This is a genomic window from Variovorax sp. Soil_C_33, from assembly GCF_057656935.1.
Genome location: NZ_JBDGJK010000003.1, coordinates 287104 through 303086, shown reverse-complemented (window position 1 = coordinate 303086; position 15983 = coordinate 287104). Strand labels below are relative to the sequence as shown.

The window sequence follows — 15983 nt, the reverse complement described above, 5'->3', positions numbered from 1 at the left end:
GCACCGCAAGGAAGGACAACCCATGAACATCGATCAGCGCGAGATGCGCAACGTCGCCCAGGCGGCCATGCCTCGCGTCGACCTCTACGCCGGCATCCACAAGGCGCTGCGCGCGCTGATGGCCGACACCCTGCTGGCCGTTGGGCGGATGGACAGCGACGATGCGCTCGAAGTGGCGCAGGTTGCGCAGCGCGTGATGCAGCTGCTCGACTTCTGCCGCTCGCACCTGCGGCACGAGAACGAGTTCGTGCATGCTGCCATGGAGGCCCGTGCACCCGGCGCCAGCGGCCAGATCGCCCACGAGCATGCCCAGCACGAGGAAGAGATCGCGGTGCTCGCGAACCAGACCACCGCGCTGGTGCAAGACAGCGCGGCGAACCGGGCGGCCGGCGCGCTCGCGCTGTACCGGGCGCTCTCGCTCTTCGTCGCCCACAACTTCGAGCACATGCACGTGGAGGAAACGGCGCACAACGCGGTGCTCTGGGCGCGCTACACCGATGCCGAGCTGATCGAGATCCACAACGCGCTGGTGGCATCGATCCCGCCCGAAGAGATGATGTTCGTGCTGCGCTGGCTGGTGCCTTTCATGAACCCCGCCGAGCGTGCCGGCATGCTGGCCGACATGCGCGCGCATGCGCCGGCGCCGGCTTTCGCGGCTGCACTCGATGTGGTGCGCCCGCACCTGAGCGAACGCGAATGGGCCAAGCTCAGCGCGAGCTTGGGCCTGCCTGCCGCCTAAGCAGGGATCTCTTCGAGCGCGACCGGCCGGTCCATGCGCAGGCGAAAGCGGCCGCGCCCGGTCTTCTCGATGCGGATGTACGGGCAGTTCTCGACCAGGCGGCGCTGCAACAGTACCAGGCGCGCCTCGAGGTTGTCCGAAAGGTCGGGCAGCCGGATGGCCGGGTCGAGCCGCAACTCGCGGTTGGTGAACTCCGAGCGGCCCTGCTGCGCGTGCTCGCGCAGCAGCTTGCCGAGGATGGCTCCGGCCACGCCCTTGATCAGGTATCGCTCGCCGACGAAGACGCTGTTGTTGGCGAGGTAGTGCCGCACCGGGAAGGGCGGGCCGCTGGCCGAGGGCGCAGCCGCCGCCACGGGCTCCTCGGGCGCCGCGGGCTCGGCCACGGTGTGCAGCAGATCGAGCGCCGCGCCGAGATGGCCGGCGATCGCGACCAGCGCATCCTCGTCCTCGAAGCCGAAGCGCATGTCCAGCGGGCTCTCGACGAACAGCACGCCGAGCAGCCGCCCGGCCGAGAGGATGGGCACGGCCAGCTGGCTGTGCGGCTCGGACAGGCCGGGGAAGGGGATCTCGGTGTCGAGCGCGAGGCCGGGCTCGCTCTCGCGCATGCTGCTGCGCACCGCGTGGCTGTAGGCGGCGGCGTTCGTCATATGGCTGATGCGCACCGGCGTGCGTTCGCGCGCGGCTACGCCGATGACGCCGTGGCCGATCTCGATCTCGGAGCCGACACCGGAGGTCGCGTAGCCGCAGCTCGCCACTGCGTAGAGGCGCTGCGCCGCCGCGTCGAGCATCAGCACCATCGCATGCCGGATGTCCAGGTGGTCGTTGAGCGCGGCCAGCACCGCCTGCAGAAGCTCGTCGGTCGCGCCGCAGGCGGCCAGGCGTTCGGCAGCGCGCCGCACGCCGGCGAGCAGGCCTGGGCGCGGCGACGCCGGCAGGGAGGCGCCTTCCAGGCGCTCGATGGCTTCGACCTCGTAGACGTCGGAGCCGAGCAGGCGGAACACGCCCGCCATCCCCGAGTGCGAGGCGATGCCCGCGAGCTGCGCCTTCATGCCTTCGAACAGCGGGCCCCCGGTCTCGGTGCGCAGGTAGCGCATCTGCAGCCGGTAGAAGCCGGCCGTGACCGGATCCATCACCAGCACGCTGCCGTGCGGATTGGCCAGGATGTTCCGGCGCGTCTTGTTGAAGAACTGGAAGGACAGCGCGACATGGCGCTCGTCGACGTAGTAGACCTGCGAGATGTAGGCCACGTTCGGCGTGCCGTCCTCGGCGCAAGTCGCCATCATGGCCGGGATGGCGCCCTCGAAGCAGGCGCGGATCTCGGGCAAGGAAGGCGCAGCGCCAGTCATGGTGCAGTGGACGAGGCGGGCAGGGCGCTGCCCGCGCGCGGGCCCGGCGTCTGGTCGTAGGCCTCGTCGGGACGGAAGCTCACGGCCACCACGTCGCCGAGCTCGCAGGCGAGCATCGCGCGCACGAAGACCGCGTCGAAGCCCACGCAGGCGACTTCGTATTCCATCGAGGCCAGATAGCGGCGCAGCAAGGGGAGGTCGCTCTCGTCGGCCGCGCGAAGCCGCACCGCCTTGGACTTGACCTGCACGGTACGGTGGCTCAGCGGCTCGCTGAACACCACGGCCAGTTGGCCGGTGGCGGCCAGGTCTTGCAGCAGCTGGCGCGATTGGGTGCGCGCGAGGTACACGGTGATCTCCGAGCCATCGGTCGAGATGCCGGTGCCGACGGCGCGCATCAGGCTCGGGCGAAGCGCAGCGTTGCGCGAAGCCACGATGGCGGACACGCCCTTGCCGATCATCGCGATGTGCTCGGGGTTCAGCAGCGGTGGAGGGTCAGCGGCCATGAAAAGGAGCTGGGGAGGAGAGGGGATTGTGGTTCAAAGCGGCGCTTCGCCGCGCGATTTGCGCGCGGGCATCGCTTTTGCTTGGAAGCGCCATGACCATCATGACCATCACCACACGCCCCACGCGCCGCGCTGCGCTCCAATGGCTGGGCGCCGGCACTGCCTCGCTGGCGCTGCCGGCCTTGGCCCAGTGGCCCGACAAGCCGATCAAGATCATCGTGACCTTTCCGCCCGGCGGCTCGAGCGACATCCTGGCGCGCGTGATGGCCGAGCAGCTCGGCAAGAAGCTGGGCCAGCCCTTCGTGGTGGACAACAAGCCCGGCGCCGGCGGCACCATCGGCGGCGCGCTGGTCGCTGCTGCGCCGGCCGACGGCTACACCTTCATGCTCTCGAACACGACGCCGATCGCGCTCGGGCCATTCACGCTGGAGAAGCAGCCCTACGATCCGCTGCAGGCCTTCACGCACGTCGCCTACCTGGGCTCGGCGCCCCTGGTGATCATGGCGAGCAAGCCCTCGGGCATCGCGAGCTATGGCGGGCTCGAGGCGCGGGCACGCAAGGAAGGGCGGCTGAACTTCGGCTCGGGCGGTCCCGGATCGATCGGCCACATCCACGGCGAGCTGATCAAGAAGACCACCGGCGCCAACCTGGTGCACGTGCCCTACCGCGGCGGCGCGCCGATGACGACCGATCTGATCGCCGATGTGATCCCGATCGGCATCGACGTCATCACCGCCTACGTGCCTTTCTTCAAGAGCGGCCAGCTGGTGCCGTTGGCGGTGACCGGCAGCGCACGATCGCCGCTCATGCCGGAGGTGCCGACGGTGGTGGAGCTCGGCCAGCCCAAGCTCGTGCTCGAGAACTTCTTCGGACTCAGCGGTCCGGCGAAGCTGCCCGCGGACATGGTCGCCAAGCTCAACGGTGCCTGCAACGAGGTGCTGCTGATGCCCGAGGTGCAGAAGAAGCTGGTCGAGCTGGGCATCGTCGGCAAGTCGGAGAGCGCGGCCCGCTTCGAGAGCTTCGTGAAAGAGCAAGTGGGCGTGCTCGGCCCGGCGGTGAAAGGGGCGGGGATCAAGCTCTGAACAAGGGCCCTAGTCCGCCAGCGTGAGCAGAGGCACGTCGCGCTCGCTGGCCATCGCCTCCAGCTCGGCGCGCGTTCGCGTGCGCAGCCAGGCTGCCAGGGCTTCGCGGGTGGCGGGCGCCATCATGTCGTGCGATGCCACGCCGGCCGCTTCGCAGAGACGCGCGGCGAAATGCGGCTCCAGCGCAGCCACCGCGACGCGGCCGTCGGCACAGGCGTAGACGCGGTAGCCCGCATGCGCGCCGCCGACCGCGCCCGTGGGCCGGGTCAGGCCCCAGGTGCGCGGCAGCGCGAGCCAGTCTGCCGCGGCATTGAGTGCGACTTCGAGGTACACGCCCGTCCCCGGCGCGGCGCGGGTATGGAGCAGGGCCTTCAGCACCGCCTCGCTCGCGAGCACGGAACCGCCCATGTCGGCATAGAGCGTGGGCGGCAGCTCGGTGCCGGTGACGAGGCCGCTTTCTGCCACGTAGGTGAGGTCGTGGCCCGGCGCCTCGGCGCGCGCGCCGGGCGCGCCGACGATCGCCACCTGCGAGAGCGCCGGATGGCGCGCTTGCAGCGCTTCCCAGCCCAGGCCCAGCTTGACGAGGGCCGAAGGGCGAAACGAAGTCAGCAGCACATCGGTTTCTTCCAGCGCGCGATGCAATTGATCCTGGCCGGCCTCCGTCTTGAGGTCGGCGGTCCGGACGTCGACGCCCTCGTGCAGCGCGGCGTAAGCGGCCTGGTTGTAGTGGCCCATCGGGTCGCCCCCCGGCGGCTCGAACTTCACGCAGGCGGCGCCCATGGCGCGGCAGCGCAGCAGCGCGGCAGGGCCGGGCAGGTTGAGCGCGAGGCTCAGCACGCGCACGCCGGCGAGCGGTGCGAAGGAAGGGGAAGTCGGCATGTGGGATGTCCTGGGCGGTGTCACCTTGGGAGCTTACCGGCTCGGGCCGGCCGCTCTACGATGCGGCTTGCACAGCCCCTCAACCACCAGACAAGGAGACCCACATGTACCAATCCGATCTCATGGCCGGACGGCGCATTCTCGTGACCGGCGGCGGCACCGGCCTCGGCCGGGCGATGGCCGAACGCTTCCTGGGCCTGGGTGCCGATGTCGCGATCTGCGGCCGGCGCCAGGCGGTCGTCGAGGAGACGGCGGCCGAATGGCGCACGCAATTCCCGGGGCGGCGCATCGATGCCTTCGGTGTCGACATCCGCAACGCGCAGAGCGTGGAGGAGATGGTCGAGGCGCTCTGGCAATCGGGCGGGCTGACCGGGCTCGTCAACAACGCGGCCGGCAATTTCGTCGCGCCGACCGAGAGCCTGTCGCCGCGCGCTTTCGACGCGGTGGCCAACATCGTGTTCCATGGCAGCTTCTACGTCACCCAGGCCATCGGCAAGCGCTGGATCGCCGAGGCCAAGGCGGGGCAGTGGAAGGCGGGCGATCCGTACCGCAGCGTCATGAGCATCATCGTGACCTGGGTCGACAACGGCAGTCCTTACGTGGTGCCCTCGGCGATGAGCAAGGCCGGCGTGGAGGTGATGACCAAGTCGCTTGCGATCGAATGGGCGCGCTACGGCGTGCGGCTCAACGCCGTCGGACCCGGCGAGATCCCCACCGAGGGCATGAGCAAGCGCCTGAATCCGGGTGAGGAGCCCGGCGCGCGCAGCAAGGCCAACAACCCGATGGCTCGCACCGGGCAGATGAGCGAACTGCAGAACCTGGCGGCCTTCCTGATGGCGCCGGGCCAGTGCGACTGGCTCACCGGCCAGAGCATCATGATGGACGGCGGCAACGCGCTGGCGACCGGCGGCAACTTCTACGAGCTGCGGCAGTGGAGCGATGCCGACTGGCAGGAGGCGCGCGAGCGCATCGAGGCGCAGAACCAGAAAGACAAGGCCCAGAGATAAGGCCCCCGGCTGTTCACTGCGCTTCGCTGCGTGTAACTCCACCCCCCGAGAGGGAGGCGCGGCCGCCTTGGGGCAGCCCGGCGGCGGCCGCCTTAGGTTTTCATGATCTTGGCGCCGCGCTCGGCCAGCAGTTCGCGCAAGAACGAACGGTGGCAGTGCGCTTCGTCTTCGCAATAGCAGCCGATCGAGAACGCGCTCTGGTGCGACAGCGCGGCCAGCAGGTCGAGGCTGCGGCTGGCGTCGGCCTCGGCCATCTCGCTCTTGAACTTGCGGCCGAAGGCAGCCCACTGAGCCGGCGTTTCGGCGGCCTGAGCGATCTTCATGGTCTCGACCGAGGGCGCGAGGTTCGGGTACCAGACGTCGTACCAGTTCTGCGAGGCGAACTCGGTCTTCGGCACGCCGCGCGGTGGGCGGCGCACGGTGCCGATGCGCAGGCCCTCGTCGGGTGCGCGTTCGGAGCCGAGGCGAACGATGCGGATGGCCATGGGCGTTTCCTCCTGGAAGGACGGTATTGTTGGCTAGGTGACAGCCGCCATCATCGCTCGGCATCGATACTTGCTTTGGACCGAACCCGGAGACATCCAATGAACGACCGCATCGAAACGATCCGCCACGCCGACGGCGTGGTCGAACTCCAGCTCTCGCGCGCCGACAAGATGAACGCACTCGACCCCGCGATGTTCGATGCGCTGATCGATGCCGGCACGCGGCTTCGCGACGACACGCGCGTGCGCGCGGTGGTGCTTGCGGGCCGCGGCAAGGCCTTCTGCGCCGGACTCGACATGCAGTCCTTCGAGCGCATGGGGCAGGGCGGCGCGAGCGGCGTCATCGGATCGGGCGCCGCCGCAGACCTGCTTGCGCGCACGCACGGCATTGCCAATGCCGCGCAGCAGGTGGCGATGGTCTGGCGCGAAGTGCCGGTGCCGGTGATCGCCGCGGTCCACGGCGTGGCCTTCGGCGGCGGGCTTCAGGTCGCGCTGGCAGCCGACGTGCGGCTGGTCGCGCCGGACGCCAGGCTGTCCGTGATGGAGATCAAGTGGGGCCTGGTGCCCGACATGGGCGGCATGGTGCTGATGCGCGAGCTGGCGCGGACCGACGTGGTGCGCGAGCTCACCTTTACCGGCCGCATCTTCTCGGGCGAGGAGGCCGTGGCGCTCGGCTTCGCGACGCGGGTGTCGGCCGATCCGCTGGCCGATGCCTTGCAGATGGTGCGCGAGATCGCGCAGAAGAGTCCGGATGCGATCCGCGCCGGCAAGCGGCTCTTGAACGCGGCGATGGCGCACAGCGCCGCCGACCTGCTGCTGGCCGAGTCGGTCGAACAGAAAGCGCTGATCGGCAGCGCCAACCAGACCGAGGCCGTGCGCGCCAACATCGAGCGGCGAGCGCCGCGTTTTGTGCCGGAACCCTGAACGCTTTCGTCAGAAGCCGTGGAAGCGCAGCCACTCGTCGGCGGGCGCGCGGTCGCTGACGAGCGCGTTCACCGCATGCTCCGGGTCGCGGTGGCCGATGGCCATGCCGCAGAACAGCATGCGTTCGGGCGGCAGTCGCAGCACGCTGCCGACCGTGTCCGGGTAGACCGCCCAGCACTCCTGGGGACAGCTGTCGAGGCCTTCGCCGCGCAGCAGCAGCATGACGGTCTGCAGGTACATGCCGAGGTCCGACCATTGCGGCGGGCCCATCGAGCGATCGACCGAGCAGAACAGCGCGAGCGGCGCGCCGAAGAAATCGTAGTTGTTGGCGAACCAGCGTCGCCGCGCCGCCTTGTTCTCGCGCGGAATGCCCAGGCGCGCGTACATCGCCTCGCCGACCTGGAAGCGCCGCTCGCGCCAGGGCGAGCGCAGCTCCTTGGGGTAGATGTCGTAGGCGGCGGGCTCGGTTTCGCCGGCCGCGAGCCGCGCCTGCATGCGCTGCCTGAGTTCGGCCAGCGCCTCGCCCGCGAGCACGTCGATGTGCCAGGGCTGCAGGTTGCCGCCGGAAGGCGCGCGCGCCGCGGCCGTCAGCACGCGGCGGATCGTCTCGCCGTCGACCGGCGTGGGCAGGAAAGCCCGGATGGAATGGCGGCTCGCAACAGCCTCTTGAACGTGCATGGATCGGCCCGCAGAAAATGGGCCAAGCCTATACCGTGTCGTCAGCGCTTGCCGGAGCCCGCGAGGATCTGCAGCACCTGCACCTCGCGCGGCAGCTCGATCAGGAACTCCGCATCGCGCTCTAGATGATGGATGCGCCGCGGGTCCTTGCCCGCGAAGCGCGACATCGCTTCCACGCTTTCCCAGTACGAGATCGTGACGAACTCACTCTCCGTTTCGCGGTCTTCGCGCAGGAGCTGGACGCCCAGGGCTTTTTCCTCGAGCGGGCGGATGCCCTCCTCGTAGACGTAGCGCGCATACGCGTCGGCCTTGTCGCGCGTGGTCCGGCCGCGCCAGATGCGGGCGATGGTGGGCTGGCCCGCGCGGGGGTTGTCGGTGCTCATGGAGGGGTCCTTCCTATGGGAGAGATCGGTGTCTCGGCGACGATTGAGATGGCGAGCGCGCCGAACGCCACGGCCTGCAATACGGCGCGCGCGGCATGCGTGTACTCCCATTGGGTACGCAGCGCCATCCAGTTGTCGGGCAGCGTGGCGAGCGTCGATGCCGCGACCGCGGCGTTGACGGGGGCGAGCCAGATCCAGAACGCGGCGTGCGCGAGCAGCACGCAGAGCGCGGCCAGTAGCGTCCACCCGAAGGCCGGATGGCGCCGGCGCACCAGCAGCACGAGCACCACGGTCGTGATGACAGCACCGGCCTCGAACGCGCCGCCCACGGTGCCGAAAGCGCCGTACAGCGTCTGGGAGATCGTCAGCCAGAGCGGCCCCTCGTAGCGCATCTTGGCGGGCATTTCCAGAAGATGTCCGAGCGCGGGCGCTAGGCTCAGCGCAACGAACATGAGGGTCAGCCAGCGCCAGGTTCTCAGAAACATGATTCGCTCGAGGGGGTTCGTCCGAGGAAATCGGCGGCCCACCTTGCAGGCCTTCGCGGCGGGCCGGCAGTCAGGCATCGGCGCGCATTGCCTGAGGTCTTGGCCTACATGGCCCACAAGCCTGTCGCAGAGCTGACGCCGCCGCGCGGCATACTCGCCGGGTGCCTATCACCCTGCTTCATCGTTTGGCAGAACATGATCTGCCGGTTGCCGTCAACCAAGGTTCGGACGTCGATGCCGTGCGCGTGTTGAGCCTCGCGGGCCACGTCAAGGCGTCCATCCCCAAACCCGTGCGGACCCTGGACGGCTACGACCAGCCGCCAGCCACCGTCATCGCCATCACCTCGCTGGGACTCAGCATGATCAAGCGCTTTCCGCGCCGCTAGGGTGTGGATTTGCGCAAAAAAGGCGCCGATCCCGGCATCGCTTGTCACTAGTTTGCAGCCGAATCGCACTGGTTGAACCGAATATTCCGGCATCCGGAACGGCCAGCTGCGAGCGCATCGACCAGCACGCGGACCTCAGGCTTCCATCACTCCTTGAACCCGGAATTCCTCAAGACGCACTTCAGTCAGCCGGCAGAAAAGCAGAAATGCGGTCTGATGCATGGCGCCGCGGACGCCCATCAAGGACGATCGGGCCTGATGTCCGGTGCGGGAGTCGAGGACACCCCCTGCGCCTTGGCGGCGCTCGATTGCGCAGCCAATGCGGCCTTGAAGCCCGGTCGCGCCTGCAGACGCTCCCAGTAAGCACCCACCGAGGGCGTGAAGCGCTCTGCCAGGCCCAGGTGCTCGGCCAGCAATAACGCATAGCCGACCGACACGTCCGCCGCGGTGAAGCGGCCCGCGCAGAGGTACTCGCGCGCGGCGAGCAGCGGCTCCAGCGTCCGCAGGCGCGCCAGGAACCACTTGGCATAGTCGTCGGCGACCTGCGGCTGCTTTCGCTCCGCCGGCTCGAAGTGCGCATACCGCAACACGAGCGTCTGCGGAAAGGTCAAGGTCGCCTCGCCGAAATGGAGGTAGTTGAGGTAGGGCCCGAAGTCCGGCTCGCCGCAACCTACATCCAGTTGGCCCGCGGAGAACCGCGCCGCAAGGTAGTGACAGATCGCGGCCGATTCGGTCATTCGCATGGCGCCATCGGACAGCATCGGCACCGTGCCGAGCGGGTTGACCTCGAGATACGGCCGCGATAGCACGCGCGGTGGAAAGGGCAGCATCTTGAGGTCGTAGGAAAGCCCGATCTCTTCGAGCGTCCACAGGGGCCGGAACGAGCGTGCGCTGATGCAGTGGTGCAGGGTGATCATGTGTGTCGGGAGCAACTGCTCATTGCGGAGATAAGAACAAGGATTCGATTTCCCGGGAGGCAGAGGCGATGCGCGCCTGCATGCTCTGCAAGTATTCAGGCGACGAGTACCGCGTGCTCGTTCCCGAGAGCGAAAGCGCGCCGAGCAACTTGCCTCTCGCATCGAAGACCGGCGCGGCGACGGCCGCGAGTTCCGGATCGCGCTCTCCAAGGCTCGTCTGCACCACGTCCGGGTTGCCGGCAGGCCGACCTCCTTCGTACAGCCTCAGCACCCGCCCCCCGGCTCCGCGCTCCGTGGGCAGCACGTCCCCAACTTTCAATGTGTGGCCGACTGCACGGTGACCGGCTGCGACCGCCACGCACAACCGCAAATCGCCGTGCCTCACAAAGAAGCCCGCGGTCTCGCCCGATTCCTTGGCGATCCGATCGATGACCGGCTGCACGACCGCTGCGATCCCCTGCGTGGTGTCGCCCGTGGACTCGAGAACAGCCGTTGCCGGTCCCAGGCGATAGCGCTCCTCGGCGTCTTTCACAGCGAACGAATACCGCATCAAGGAGCGCAGCAGCCTAGAGGCGGTGGCCTTGTCGAGCTGGGTTGTCCGGGCCAGTTCGCTGAGCTTCTGGCCCTCGTCCTTGCGCAGCGCCATCAAGAGCCGGAGTCCGCGTTCGAGCGCGTTGACCCCCAGGCCCTTCGGAGAGGCCGCCGGGGGAGCACTTTCGTCGATTGACATCAGGTACCTCGATCCCTATCGTTTCATACAACGATCATAACGGATCATCTGATGAAACACCATAGCAATCTCGGCAATGCCGAACTGCCGCTGGCCGGCGTGAAGGTTCTTGATTTCGGCCACACGGTCATGGCGCCGACCTGCGGGCTCATCCTTGCGGACTTGGGTGCCACGGTGGTGCGGATCGAACGCCTCGAAGGCGACCCGACAAGAAGCCTGGCGGGTTTCGGCTCGGGCTTTTTCGGATACCTGAACAGAAACAAGGAAAGCGTGGCGGTCGATCTGAAGAATCCGCAGTCACGTCCCATCCTGGAGAACGCCATCCAGTGGGCCGACGTCCTGATCGAGAATTTCGGACCCGACGTCATGACGCGCTTGGGCTACGGCTATGCCGCTGCCAGCGCGCTGAACGAGCGGCTGGTGTACTGCTCGCTGAAGGGCTTCTTGCCGGGCCCCTATGAAACGCGCACCGCGCTGGACGAGGTGGTGCAGATGATAGGCGGCCTGGCATACATGACCGGGGCGGCGGGGCGCCCAACCCGCGCGGGGGCGTCGATCGTCGACATGACGGGTGGCATGTTCGGCGTCATCGGCATCATGGCCGCCCTTCGCGCACGCGAGCAATCCGGGCACGGCGCCTTCGTCACCAGCGCGCTGTACGAAACCACGGCATTCCTGGTTGGCCAGCACATGGCCATGGTGCAGCTGGGCGGCACCGAACTGGTACCCATGCCCGATCGAACGCAAGCTTGGGGCGTGTATGACCTGTGCCGGTGTTGCGATGGCCAGATGTTCATCGGCCTCACGAGCGATGCGCAATGGCTTCGCTTTTGCAACGAGTTCGGTTTCGACGATCTGCGCGACGACCCGCGATTGGCAACCAACACGGCTCGCACGGCTGCCCGGAGCTGGATGCTGCCGCGCTTCAATCAGGCGTTGTCGGCGTTCTCGATGGCGGAAGTAGAGGCGCGCTGCGTTCGGGCCCAGGTTCCGTTCGGACCTGTGCGCACTCCGCTCGACCTGCTCGACGACGAACACCTTGGCGCAAACGGCTCCTTGCTGGATGTGTGGGTGGAAGACAGGCATGCGGCACTCCCGGCAATGCCGTTCCGCATCAACGACCAAAAGCCCGCGGTTCGCCTGCAGCCACAGAGCGTGGGCGCGCAGACGGCCAAGTACCTCGAGGCCTGGGGATTGTCGGCGGCGGACTCGCGCGATCTCTTTGCATCCGGCGCTGTCGCCGGCCCGCATTGACGGCGTAAGAACGCATCGTGCCGCGACGCAGCCAGCCCCTCAAAGAACAAGATCAATCACGCGCGCAAATCAACCACATGAACATGCCCCACCTGAACCGAAGGATGATCGTCACCGCGCTTGCAGGCCTCGTTGCCACATTCGGGCCGGCCTACGCAGCCGAGCCCTATCCCAGCAAGCCTGTCCGGCTGATCACGCCGAACTCGGCCGGCTCCGGCGCCGACAACATGACGCGACGTCTGGCCGACCAGATGTCCAGGGCGTTGAAGCAGCCGTTCGTCGTGGAGAACATACCGGGTGCCGGCGGCGTCGTGGGCACCGAGGCCTTGCTGCGGGCCCCTGCGGACGGATACGCCATCGCGCTCATCAGTTCCAACTACGTCGTGTTTCCGCACGTCTACAAGAAGCTGACGTTCGACGCGATGAAAGACATCACGCCGATTGCAGGCGTCGCGACTGCGCCCATGGTTCTGGTCGCGCGTTCTGATCTGCCCGTGAACAATGTCGGCGAACTGAAAGCGCTGGCGGTGAAGCAACCGAACAAGCTGACGCTGGGTTCCTCCGGCAACGGAACCATTCTTCACCTTGCCGGCATGTTCATGCAGGACAAGGGGCAGTTCTCGCTGCTGCACGTTCCATACAAGGGCGTCGCCCCGGTGCTTCCCGACCTTGTCAGCGGCGTTGTCGATGTGGCTTTCATGTCGTATGCGGCGGTTGAAGGGCTGGTCCTGCAGGGCCGACTCAAGGTGCTGGCGGTGTCCAGTGCCAAGCGCGCCCCGGCGCTGCCCAATGTGCCCACCCTGTCTGAAACCATTCCCGGCTGCGTCCTCGAAGCTTGGTACGCCGTGATCGGCCCCAAGGGGATGCCTCCAGAGGTTGTGGGCAAGCTCAACGAAGTCATCAATACAACGCTGCAAAGCCCGGCCTTCCAGAAACAGATCGCGGCCGAAGGCGCGCTGGTAGCGCCAATGACACCGGATCAATTCAAGGCGTTCATCGCGTCCGAGTACTTCAAGCACGGCGAACTGGTGGGACGCTCCGGTGTCGTCATTCAGTAAGCGGACCGTACTGCCATGGCACCACGCACGCTTTTCCAGAAGCTTTGGGATCAGCATCACATTGCCGACCTTCCGGGCGGCGAGACACTGATCCACATCGACCGGCACCTGCTGTACGAGATCACGAGTGCCCAGGCATTCGAAGGCTTGCGATCCACCGGGCGCACCGTGCGCAATCCGGAGCTGACCTACGGAACCACCGACCACCTCATTTCGACGGATCGCGGCCGCGGAGACGACACGGTCGAGGGAGGAAAAATACTGATCCAGGCTTTCCGGAAGAACACGCGCGAGCACGCGATCCGGCATTTCGATGTGCACGATCCGCAGCAAGGCATTGTTCACGTCGTAGCGCCCGAACTCGGCATTGCCCTTCCCGGCGTCACGCTGGTCTGTGGTGACAGCCACACCGGAACCGTCGGCGCCCTGGGTGCGTGGGCCTGGGGCGTCGGTACATCGTCTGTCGAGCAAGTTCTGGCAACACAAACCCTGGCCGTGCGCAGACCGAAAACGATGCGCATCCGTGTGGATGGCACGCTGGGTCATGGCGTCACCGCCAAGGACCTCATCCTCTTTCTGATCGGCCGGATCGGCACCGCGGGTGCAACGGGCTACGCGTTGGAACTGTCGGGGCAGGCAATTTCCGCAATGCCGATGGAAGGAAGATTCACCCTGTGCAACATGGGTGTCGAGGCGGGCGCCAGAACAACATTGATTGCACCGGACGACACCACGTTCGACTACGTCAGGGCACGCGAGTTCGCGCCCGCCGGCGATGCGTTCGAGATGGCCGTTTCGCACTGGCGCGAGCTTGCCAGCGACGAGGGAGCCGCTTACGACGCCGAGCTTCTCTTCGACGCCAGCGTCGTCGCGCCGCAAGTGACGTGGGGCACCAGTCCGGAACAGGTGGCCGCGATCGATGCACTCGTGCCCGACCCGGCGCACGTCACGGACAAGGAAGAGCGGGATGCCGCGCAACGCGCCATCGAATACATGGACATTCGGCCCGGAGCGCCACTGCTTGGCCTGAAGATCGACAACGTCTTCATCGGCTCTTGCACCAACAGCCGCATCTCAGACCTGCAAGCCGCGGCTGCCATCGCACGAGGCCGCAAGGTTGCCGGGCATGTGCGGGCCATCGTGGTTCCGGGGTCCATGAGCGTGAAGCGGGAGGCGGAAGCACTCGGCCTGGACCGGATCTTCCTGGATGCGGGCTTCGAATGGCGCGAGCCCGGGTGCTCGATGTGTGCCGCCGTCAACAATGATCGGGTCGCGCCGGGCAGCCGCTGCGTGTCGACTTCCAACCGCAATTTCGAAGGACGCCAGGGGCCAGGTGCGCGAACGCATCTCTCCAGCCCGGCCGTGGCAGCCGCAGCAGCCATTGCCGGCAAGCTGGCCGATACCCGCAAACTTGGAGCAAGCTGATGGAACCGTTCGTTCACCTGCAAGGCACTGCGGCGCCGCTGCCCAGAATCAACGTCGACACCGACGCCATCATCGCGGTCCAGCATGTCTACACGCTGTCGAAAGCCGGGTTGGGAAAGTACCTCTTTCATCGCTGGCGATACGCCGGGGACGGCAGCGAGGCACAAGATTTTGTGCTGAACCGTGAGCCTTTCCGGCGTGCTTCGATCCTCGTGGCGCGCGCAAACTTCGGGTGCGGCAGCTCTCGGGAGCATGCGGTATGGGCACTTGCCGACTTCGGTTTCCGCAGCATCGTTGCTCCGTCGTTCGCATCCATCTTCTACGAGAACTGCATCAAGAACGGCGTCCTGCCAGTGACGCTGCCCGAGCCCACCGTGGAAGAGCTCTTGGCCATGCTGGAGCGGAATCCGGGCGATGCAGTGACGGTGGATTTGCGCTCGTGCCAAGTGATGTTTCCCGATGGATCGGTCCATGCCTTCAAGATCGACGAAGCACACCGCGACACCCTGCTCCGGGGGCTGGATCCGATCACCCTTGCCGAACGCCACGAGGAAGACATTGCCGCCTACCAGCGCAGGGACCGCCAGGCCCGTCCGTGGGTGTGGACTCAGCGCATCGACTCGACGGAGAGGCGCCCATGACTGCACCCACGCCCGTGATCGTTCGCGAAGTCGGCTTGCGTGATGGTCTTCAAAGCATCGCCAGGACGATTCCAATCGAGCAGAAACTCGAATGGCTGCATGGCGCATACGCAGCCGGACTACGTGAGATCGAGGTCGGGTCCTTTGTGCCGGCACGCCTGCTCCCCCAGCTGGCGGACACGGCGGACCTGGTGGCGAGCGCCAGGCGGCTTCCGGGCCTGGTGACGTCCGTGCTGGTTCCCAACCTCAAGGGTGCGCAAGCCGCGCTGGAAAGTGGAGCCAACGTCATGCTGCTGCCCCTGTCTGCGAGCCATGCCCACAGCCTCGCCAACTTGCGCAAGACGCCCGACGAGGTGGTGGCGGAAATCGCCCGCATTCGCAGCCTGCGAGACAGCAACGGATCGGCCTGTTTGCTCGAGGTTGGCCTCAGCACGGCGTTCGGTTGCACGATCCAGGGTGCTGTCGCTGAAGGTGAAGTGCTGCGCCTGTTGCAAGCCGTGCTCGACGCCGGGGCAGACCGCGTTGGATTGGCCGACACGGTGGGCTATGCACAGCCGAAGCAGGTGAAGCGCTTGTTCGAGAAGGGTTTCGCCGTTGCTGGCGATCGCCTGGCGTGTGGACATTTCCACGACACGCGCGGCCTGGGTCTGGCCAACGTGTTCGCGGCTTGGGAGGCCGGTGTCCGCCGGTTCGATGCCTGTACCGCTGGCATTGGCGGATGCCCGCATGCACCGGGCGCAAGCGGCAATGTGTCTACCGAAGACGCCGCCTTCCTTTTTGCCAGCATGGGCGTGCCGACGGGGTTGGATTTTGATGCGCTCATCGCGCTGCGCGCCAGGGTTGCGTTGTGGTTGGAAGGCGAGACTCTTCACGGGGCCGTGTGGCGCGCCGGGTTGCCCAAGACGATGCAATCTGCAGCTTAGATGCTAAGAACCGGTGCTCGATTTCAACTCACCCCTGGTAATGCGGGGACCGCGCGTTCGAATGAAGTGCGTATGTTCTCCTGCCAGTTGCACAGGCTGTGTGCGTTGCGGTGTTGGGATGAACGAACGGCACGATCG

Annotated in this window: 19 protein-coding genes; 10 read left to right on the top strand and 9 right to left on the bottom strand. The window is 66.8% G+C overall.

The window, feature by feature from the left end; translation table 11 throughout:
* Positions 1 to 22 precede the first annotated feature (22 nt).
* Positions 23 to 739, top strand: coding sequence for a hemerythrin domain-containing protein (locus tag AC3A6B_RS06820; RefSeq protein ID WP_487835991.1), 717 nt, complete (start codon positions 23 to 25; stop codon positions 737 to 739).
* On the opposite strand, the gene AC3A6B_RS06815 is transcribed toward AC3A6B_RS06820, so the two are convergent.
* Positions 736 to 2085: a GAF domain-containing protein gene (locus AC3A6B_RS06815; RefSeq protein WP_487835990.1), complete on the bottom strand. Its 1350-nt coding sequence runs from the start codon at positions 2083 to 2085 to the stop codon at positions 736 to 738. The two genes, AC3A6B_RS06820 and AC3A6B_RS06815, sit on opposite strands and share 4 nt — an antisense overlap.
* Positions 2082 to 2588: a hypothetical protein gene (locus AC3A6B_RS06810; RefSeq protein ID WP_487835989.1), complete on the bottom strand. Its 507-nt coding sequence runs from the start codon at positions 2586 to 2588 to the stop codon at positions 2082 to 2084. Before AC3A6B_RS06810 ends, AC3A6B_RS06815 begins: the two co-directional genes overlap by 4 nt.
* 101 nt (positions 2589 to 2689) lie before the next feature.
* Between AC3A6B_RS06810 and AC3A6B_RS06805 the strand changes: the two genes are divergently transcribed.
* Positions 2690 to 3670 carry a Bug family tripartite tricarboxylate transporter substrate binding protein gene (locus AC3A6B_RS06805; protein ID WP_487836132.1) on the top strand — a complete coding sequence of 327 codons (981 nt, stop codon included), beginning with the start codon at positions 2690 to 2692 and terminating at the stop codon, positions 3668 to 3670.
* A gap of 9 nt (positions 3671 to 3679) precedes the next feature.
* Here the strand turns inward: AC3A6B_RS06805 and AC3A6B_RS06800 are convergent, their stop codons facing one another.
* Positions 3680 to 4549 carry a CoA transferase gene (locus AC3A6B_RS06800; protein WP_487835988.1) on the bottom strand — a complete coding sequence of 290 codons (870 nt, stop codon included), beginning with the start codon at positions 4547 to 4549 and terminating at the stop codon, positions 3680 to 3682.
* Positions 4550 to 4653: 104 nt separating this feature from the next.
* Between AC3A6B_RS06800 and AC3A6B_RS06795 the strand changes: the two genes are divergently transcribed.
* Positions 4654 to 5556, top strand: coding sequence for an SDR family oxidoreductase (locus AC3A6B_RS06795; protein ID WP_487835987.1), 903 nt, complete (start codon positions 4654 to 4656; stop codon positions 5554 to 5556).
* 92 nt (positions 5557 to 5648) lie between these two features.
* On the opposite strand, the gene AC3A6B_RS06790 is transcribed toward AC3A6B_RS06795, so the two are convergent.
* Complete coding sequence (locus tag AC3A6B_RS06790; protein WP_487835986.1) at positions 5649 to 6041, bottom strand: DUF488 domain-containing protein; 393 nt, start codon at positions 6039 to 6041, stop codon at positions 5649 to 5651.
* A 99-nt stretch (positions 6042 to 6140) separates the two neighbouring features.
* Between AC3A6B_RS06790 and AC3A6B_RS06785 the strand changes: the two genes are divergently transcribed.
* A complete protein-coding gene (locus AC3A6B_RS06785; RefSeq protein ID WP_487835985.1) occupies positions 6141 to 6965 on the top strand; it encodes a crotonase/enoyl-CoA hydratase family protein in 825 nt (274 codons plus the stop codon).
* Between the two features lie 9 nt (positions 6966 to 6974).
* On the opposite strand, the gene AC3A6B_RS06780 is transcribed toward AC3A6B_RS06785, so the two are convergent.
* The 3 genes from AC3A6B_RS06780 to AC3A6B_RS06770 are packed head-to-tail and all read right to left on the bottom strand — an operon-like array spanning position 6975 to position 8511.
* Positions 6975 to 7643: a nitroreductase gene (locus AC3A6B_RS06780; protein ID WP_487835984.1), complete on the bottom strand. Its 669-nt coding sequence runs from the start codon at positions 7641 to 7643 to the stop codon at positions 6975 to 6977.
* Between the two features lie 41 nt (positions 7644 to 7684).
* The gene (locus AC3A6B_RS06775; RefSeq protein WP_487835983.1) at positions 7685 to 8026 is read right to left on the bottom strand and encodes an antibiotic biosynthesis monooxygenase family protein; all 342 of its coding nucleotides are present in this window, start codon (positions 8024 to 8026) and stop codon (positions 7685 to 7687) included.
* A complete protein-coding gene (locus tag AC3A6B_RS06770; RefSeq protein WP_487835982.1) occupies positions 8023 to 8511 on the bottom strand; it encodes a hypothetical protein in 489 nt (162 codons plus the stop codon). Before AC3A6B_RS06770 ends, AC3A6B_RS06775 begins: the two co-directional genes overlap by 4 nt.
* A gap of 185 nt (positions 8512 to 8696) precedes the next feature.
* Between AC3A6B_RS06770 and AC3A6B_RS06765 the strand changes: the two genes are divergently transcribed.
* Positions 8697 to 8897 carry a hypothetical protein gene (locus AC3A6B_RS06765; protein WP_487835981.1) on the top strand — a complete coding sequence of 67 codons (201 nt, stop codon included), beginning with the start codon at positions 8697 to 8699 and terminating at the stop codon, positions 8895 to 8897.
* Positions 8898 to 9136: 239 nt separating this feature from the next.
* Here AC3A6B_RS06765 and AC3A6B_RS06760 read toward each other — a convergent pair whose 3' ends face one another.
* Entirely contained in the window at positions 9137 to 9814 is a 678-nt protein-coding gene (locus AC3A6B_RS06760) for a glutathione S-transferase family protein (protein ID WP_487835980.1), read from the bottom strand.
* Positions 9815 to 9833: 19 nt separating this feature from the next.
* Positions 9834 to 10544: an IclR family transcriptional regulator gene (locus AC3A6B_RS06755; protein ID WP_487835979.1), complete on the bottom strand. Its 711-nt coding sequence runs from the start codon at positions 10542 to 10544 to the stop codon at positions 9834 to 9836.
* Between the two features lie 51 nt (positions 10545 to 10595).
* On the opposite strand from AC3A6B_RS06755, the gene AC3A6B_RS06750 reads away from it, so the two are divergent.
* From AC3A6B_RS06750 to AC3A6B_RS06730, 5 genes are all read left to right on the top strand, one after another.
* Positions 10596 to 11798, top strand: coding sequence for a CaiB/BaiF CoA transferase family protein (locus AC3A6B_RS06750; RefSeq protein WP_487835978.1), 1203 nt, complete (start codon positions 10596 to 10598; stop codon positions 11796 to 11798).
* Positions 11799 to 11875: 77 nt separating this feature from the next.
* The gene (locus AC3A6B_RS06745; protein ID WP_487835977.1) at positions 11876 to 12856 is read left to right on the top strand and encodes a Bug family tripartite tricarboxylate transporter substrate binding protein; all 981 of its coding nucleotides are present in this window, start codon (positions 11876 to 11878) and stop codon (positions 12854 to 12856) included.
* Between the two features lie 15 nt (positions 12857 to 12871).
* The gene (leuC, locus tag AC3A6B_RS06740) at positions 12872 to 14281 is read left to right on the top strand and encodes a 3-isopropylmalate dehydratase large subunit (protein ID WP_487835976.1); all 1410 of its coding nucleotides are present in this window, start codon (positions 12872 to 12874) and stop codon (positions 14279 to 14281) included.
* Positions 14281 to 14922: a 3-isopropylmalate dehydratase small subunit gene (gene leuD, locus AC3A6B_RS06735; protein WP_487835975.1), complete on the top strand. Its 642-nt coding sequence runs from the start codon at positions 14281 to 14283 to the stop codon at positions 14920 to 14922. The genes leuC and leuD overlap by 1 nt, the downstream gene beginning before the upstream one ends.
* Complete coding sequence (locus tag AC3A6B_RS06730) at positions 14919 to 15845, top strand: hydroxymethylglutaryl-CoA lyase (protein WP_487835974.1); 927 nt, start codon at positions 14919 to 14921, stop codon at positions 15843 to 15845. The genes leuD and AC3A6B_RS06730 overlap by 4 nt, the downstream gene beginning before the upstream one ends.
* The last annotated feature ends 138 nt before the right edge of the window (positions 15846 to 15983 follow it).

Coding starts and splice junctions, on each gene's coding strand:
- AC3A6B_RS06820 (WP_487835991.1), top strand. CDS start 23: ATGAACATCGATCAGCGCGAGATGCGCAACGTCGCCCAGGCGGCCATG.
- AC3A6B_RS06815 (WP_487835990.1), bottom strand. CDS start 2,085: ATGACTGGCGCTGCGCCTTCCTTGCCCGAGATCCGCGCCTGCTTCGAG.
- AC3A6B_RS06810 (WP_487835989.1), bottom strand. CDS start 2,588: ATGGCCGCTGACCCTCCACCGCTGCTGAACCCCGAGCACATCGCGATG.
- AC3A6B_RS06805 (WP_487836132.1), top strand. CDS start 2,690: ATGACCATCACCACACGCCCCACGCGCCGCGCTGCGCTCCAATGGCTG.
- AC3A6B_RS06800 (WP_487835988.1), bottom strand. CDS start 4,549: ATGCCGACTTCCCCTTCCTTCGCACCGCTCGCCGGCGTGCGCGTGCTG.
- AC3A6B_RS06795 (WP_487835987.1), top strand. CDS start 4,654: ATGTACCAATCCGATCTCATGGCCGGACGGCGCATTCTCGTGACCGGC.
- AC3A6B_RS06790 (WP_487835986.1), bottom strand. CDS start 6,041: ATGGCCATCCGCATCGTTCGCCTCGGCTCCGAACGCGCACCCGACGAG.
- AC3A6B_RS06785 (WP_487835985.1), top strand. CDS start 6,141: ATGAACGACCGCATCGAAACGATCCGCCACGCCGACGGCGTGGTCGAA.
- AC3A6B_RS06780 (WP_487835984.1), bottom strand. CDS start 7,643: ATGCACGTTCAAGAGGCTGTTGCGAGCCGCCATTCCATCCGGGCTTTC.
- AC3A6B_RS06775 (WP_487835983.1), bottom strand. CDS start 8,026: ATGAGCACCGACAACCCCCGCGCGGGCCAGCCCACCATCGCCCGCATC.
- AC3A6B_RS06770 (WP_487835982.1), bottom strand. CDS start 8,511: ATGTTTCTGAGAACCTGGCGCTGGCTGACCCTCATGTTCGTTGCGCTG.
- AC3A6B_RS06760 (WP_487835980.1), bottom strand. CDS start 9,814: ATGATCACCCTGCACCACTGCATCAGCGCACGCTCGTTCCGGCCCCTG.
- AC3A6B_RS06755 (WP_487835979.1), bottom strand. CDS start 10,544: ATGTCAATCGACGAAAGTGCTCCCCCGGCGGCCTCTCCGAAGGGCCTG.
- AC3A6B_RS06750 (WP_487835978.1), top strand. CDS start 10,596: ATGAAACACCATAGCAATCTCGGCAATGCCGAACTGCCGCTGGCCGGC.
- AC3A6B_RS06745 (WP_487835977.1), top strand. CDS start 11,876: ATGAACATGCCCCACCTGAACCGAAGGATGATCGTCACCGCGCTTGCA.
- leuC (WP_487835976.1), top strand. CDS start 12,872: ATGGCACCACGCACGCTTTTCCAGAAGCTTTGGGATCAGCATCACATT.
- leuD (WP_487835975.1), top strand. CDS start 14,281: ATGGAACCGTTCGTTCACCTGCAAGGCACTGCGGCGCCGCTGCCCAGA.
- AC3A6B_RS06730 (WP_487835974.1), top strand. CDS start 14,919: ATGACTGCACCCACGCCCGTGATCGTTCGCGAAGTCGGCTTGCGTGAT.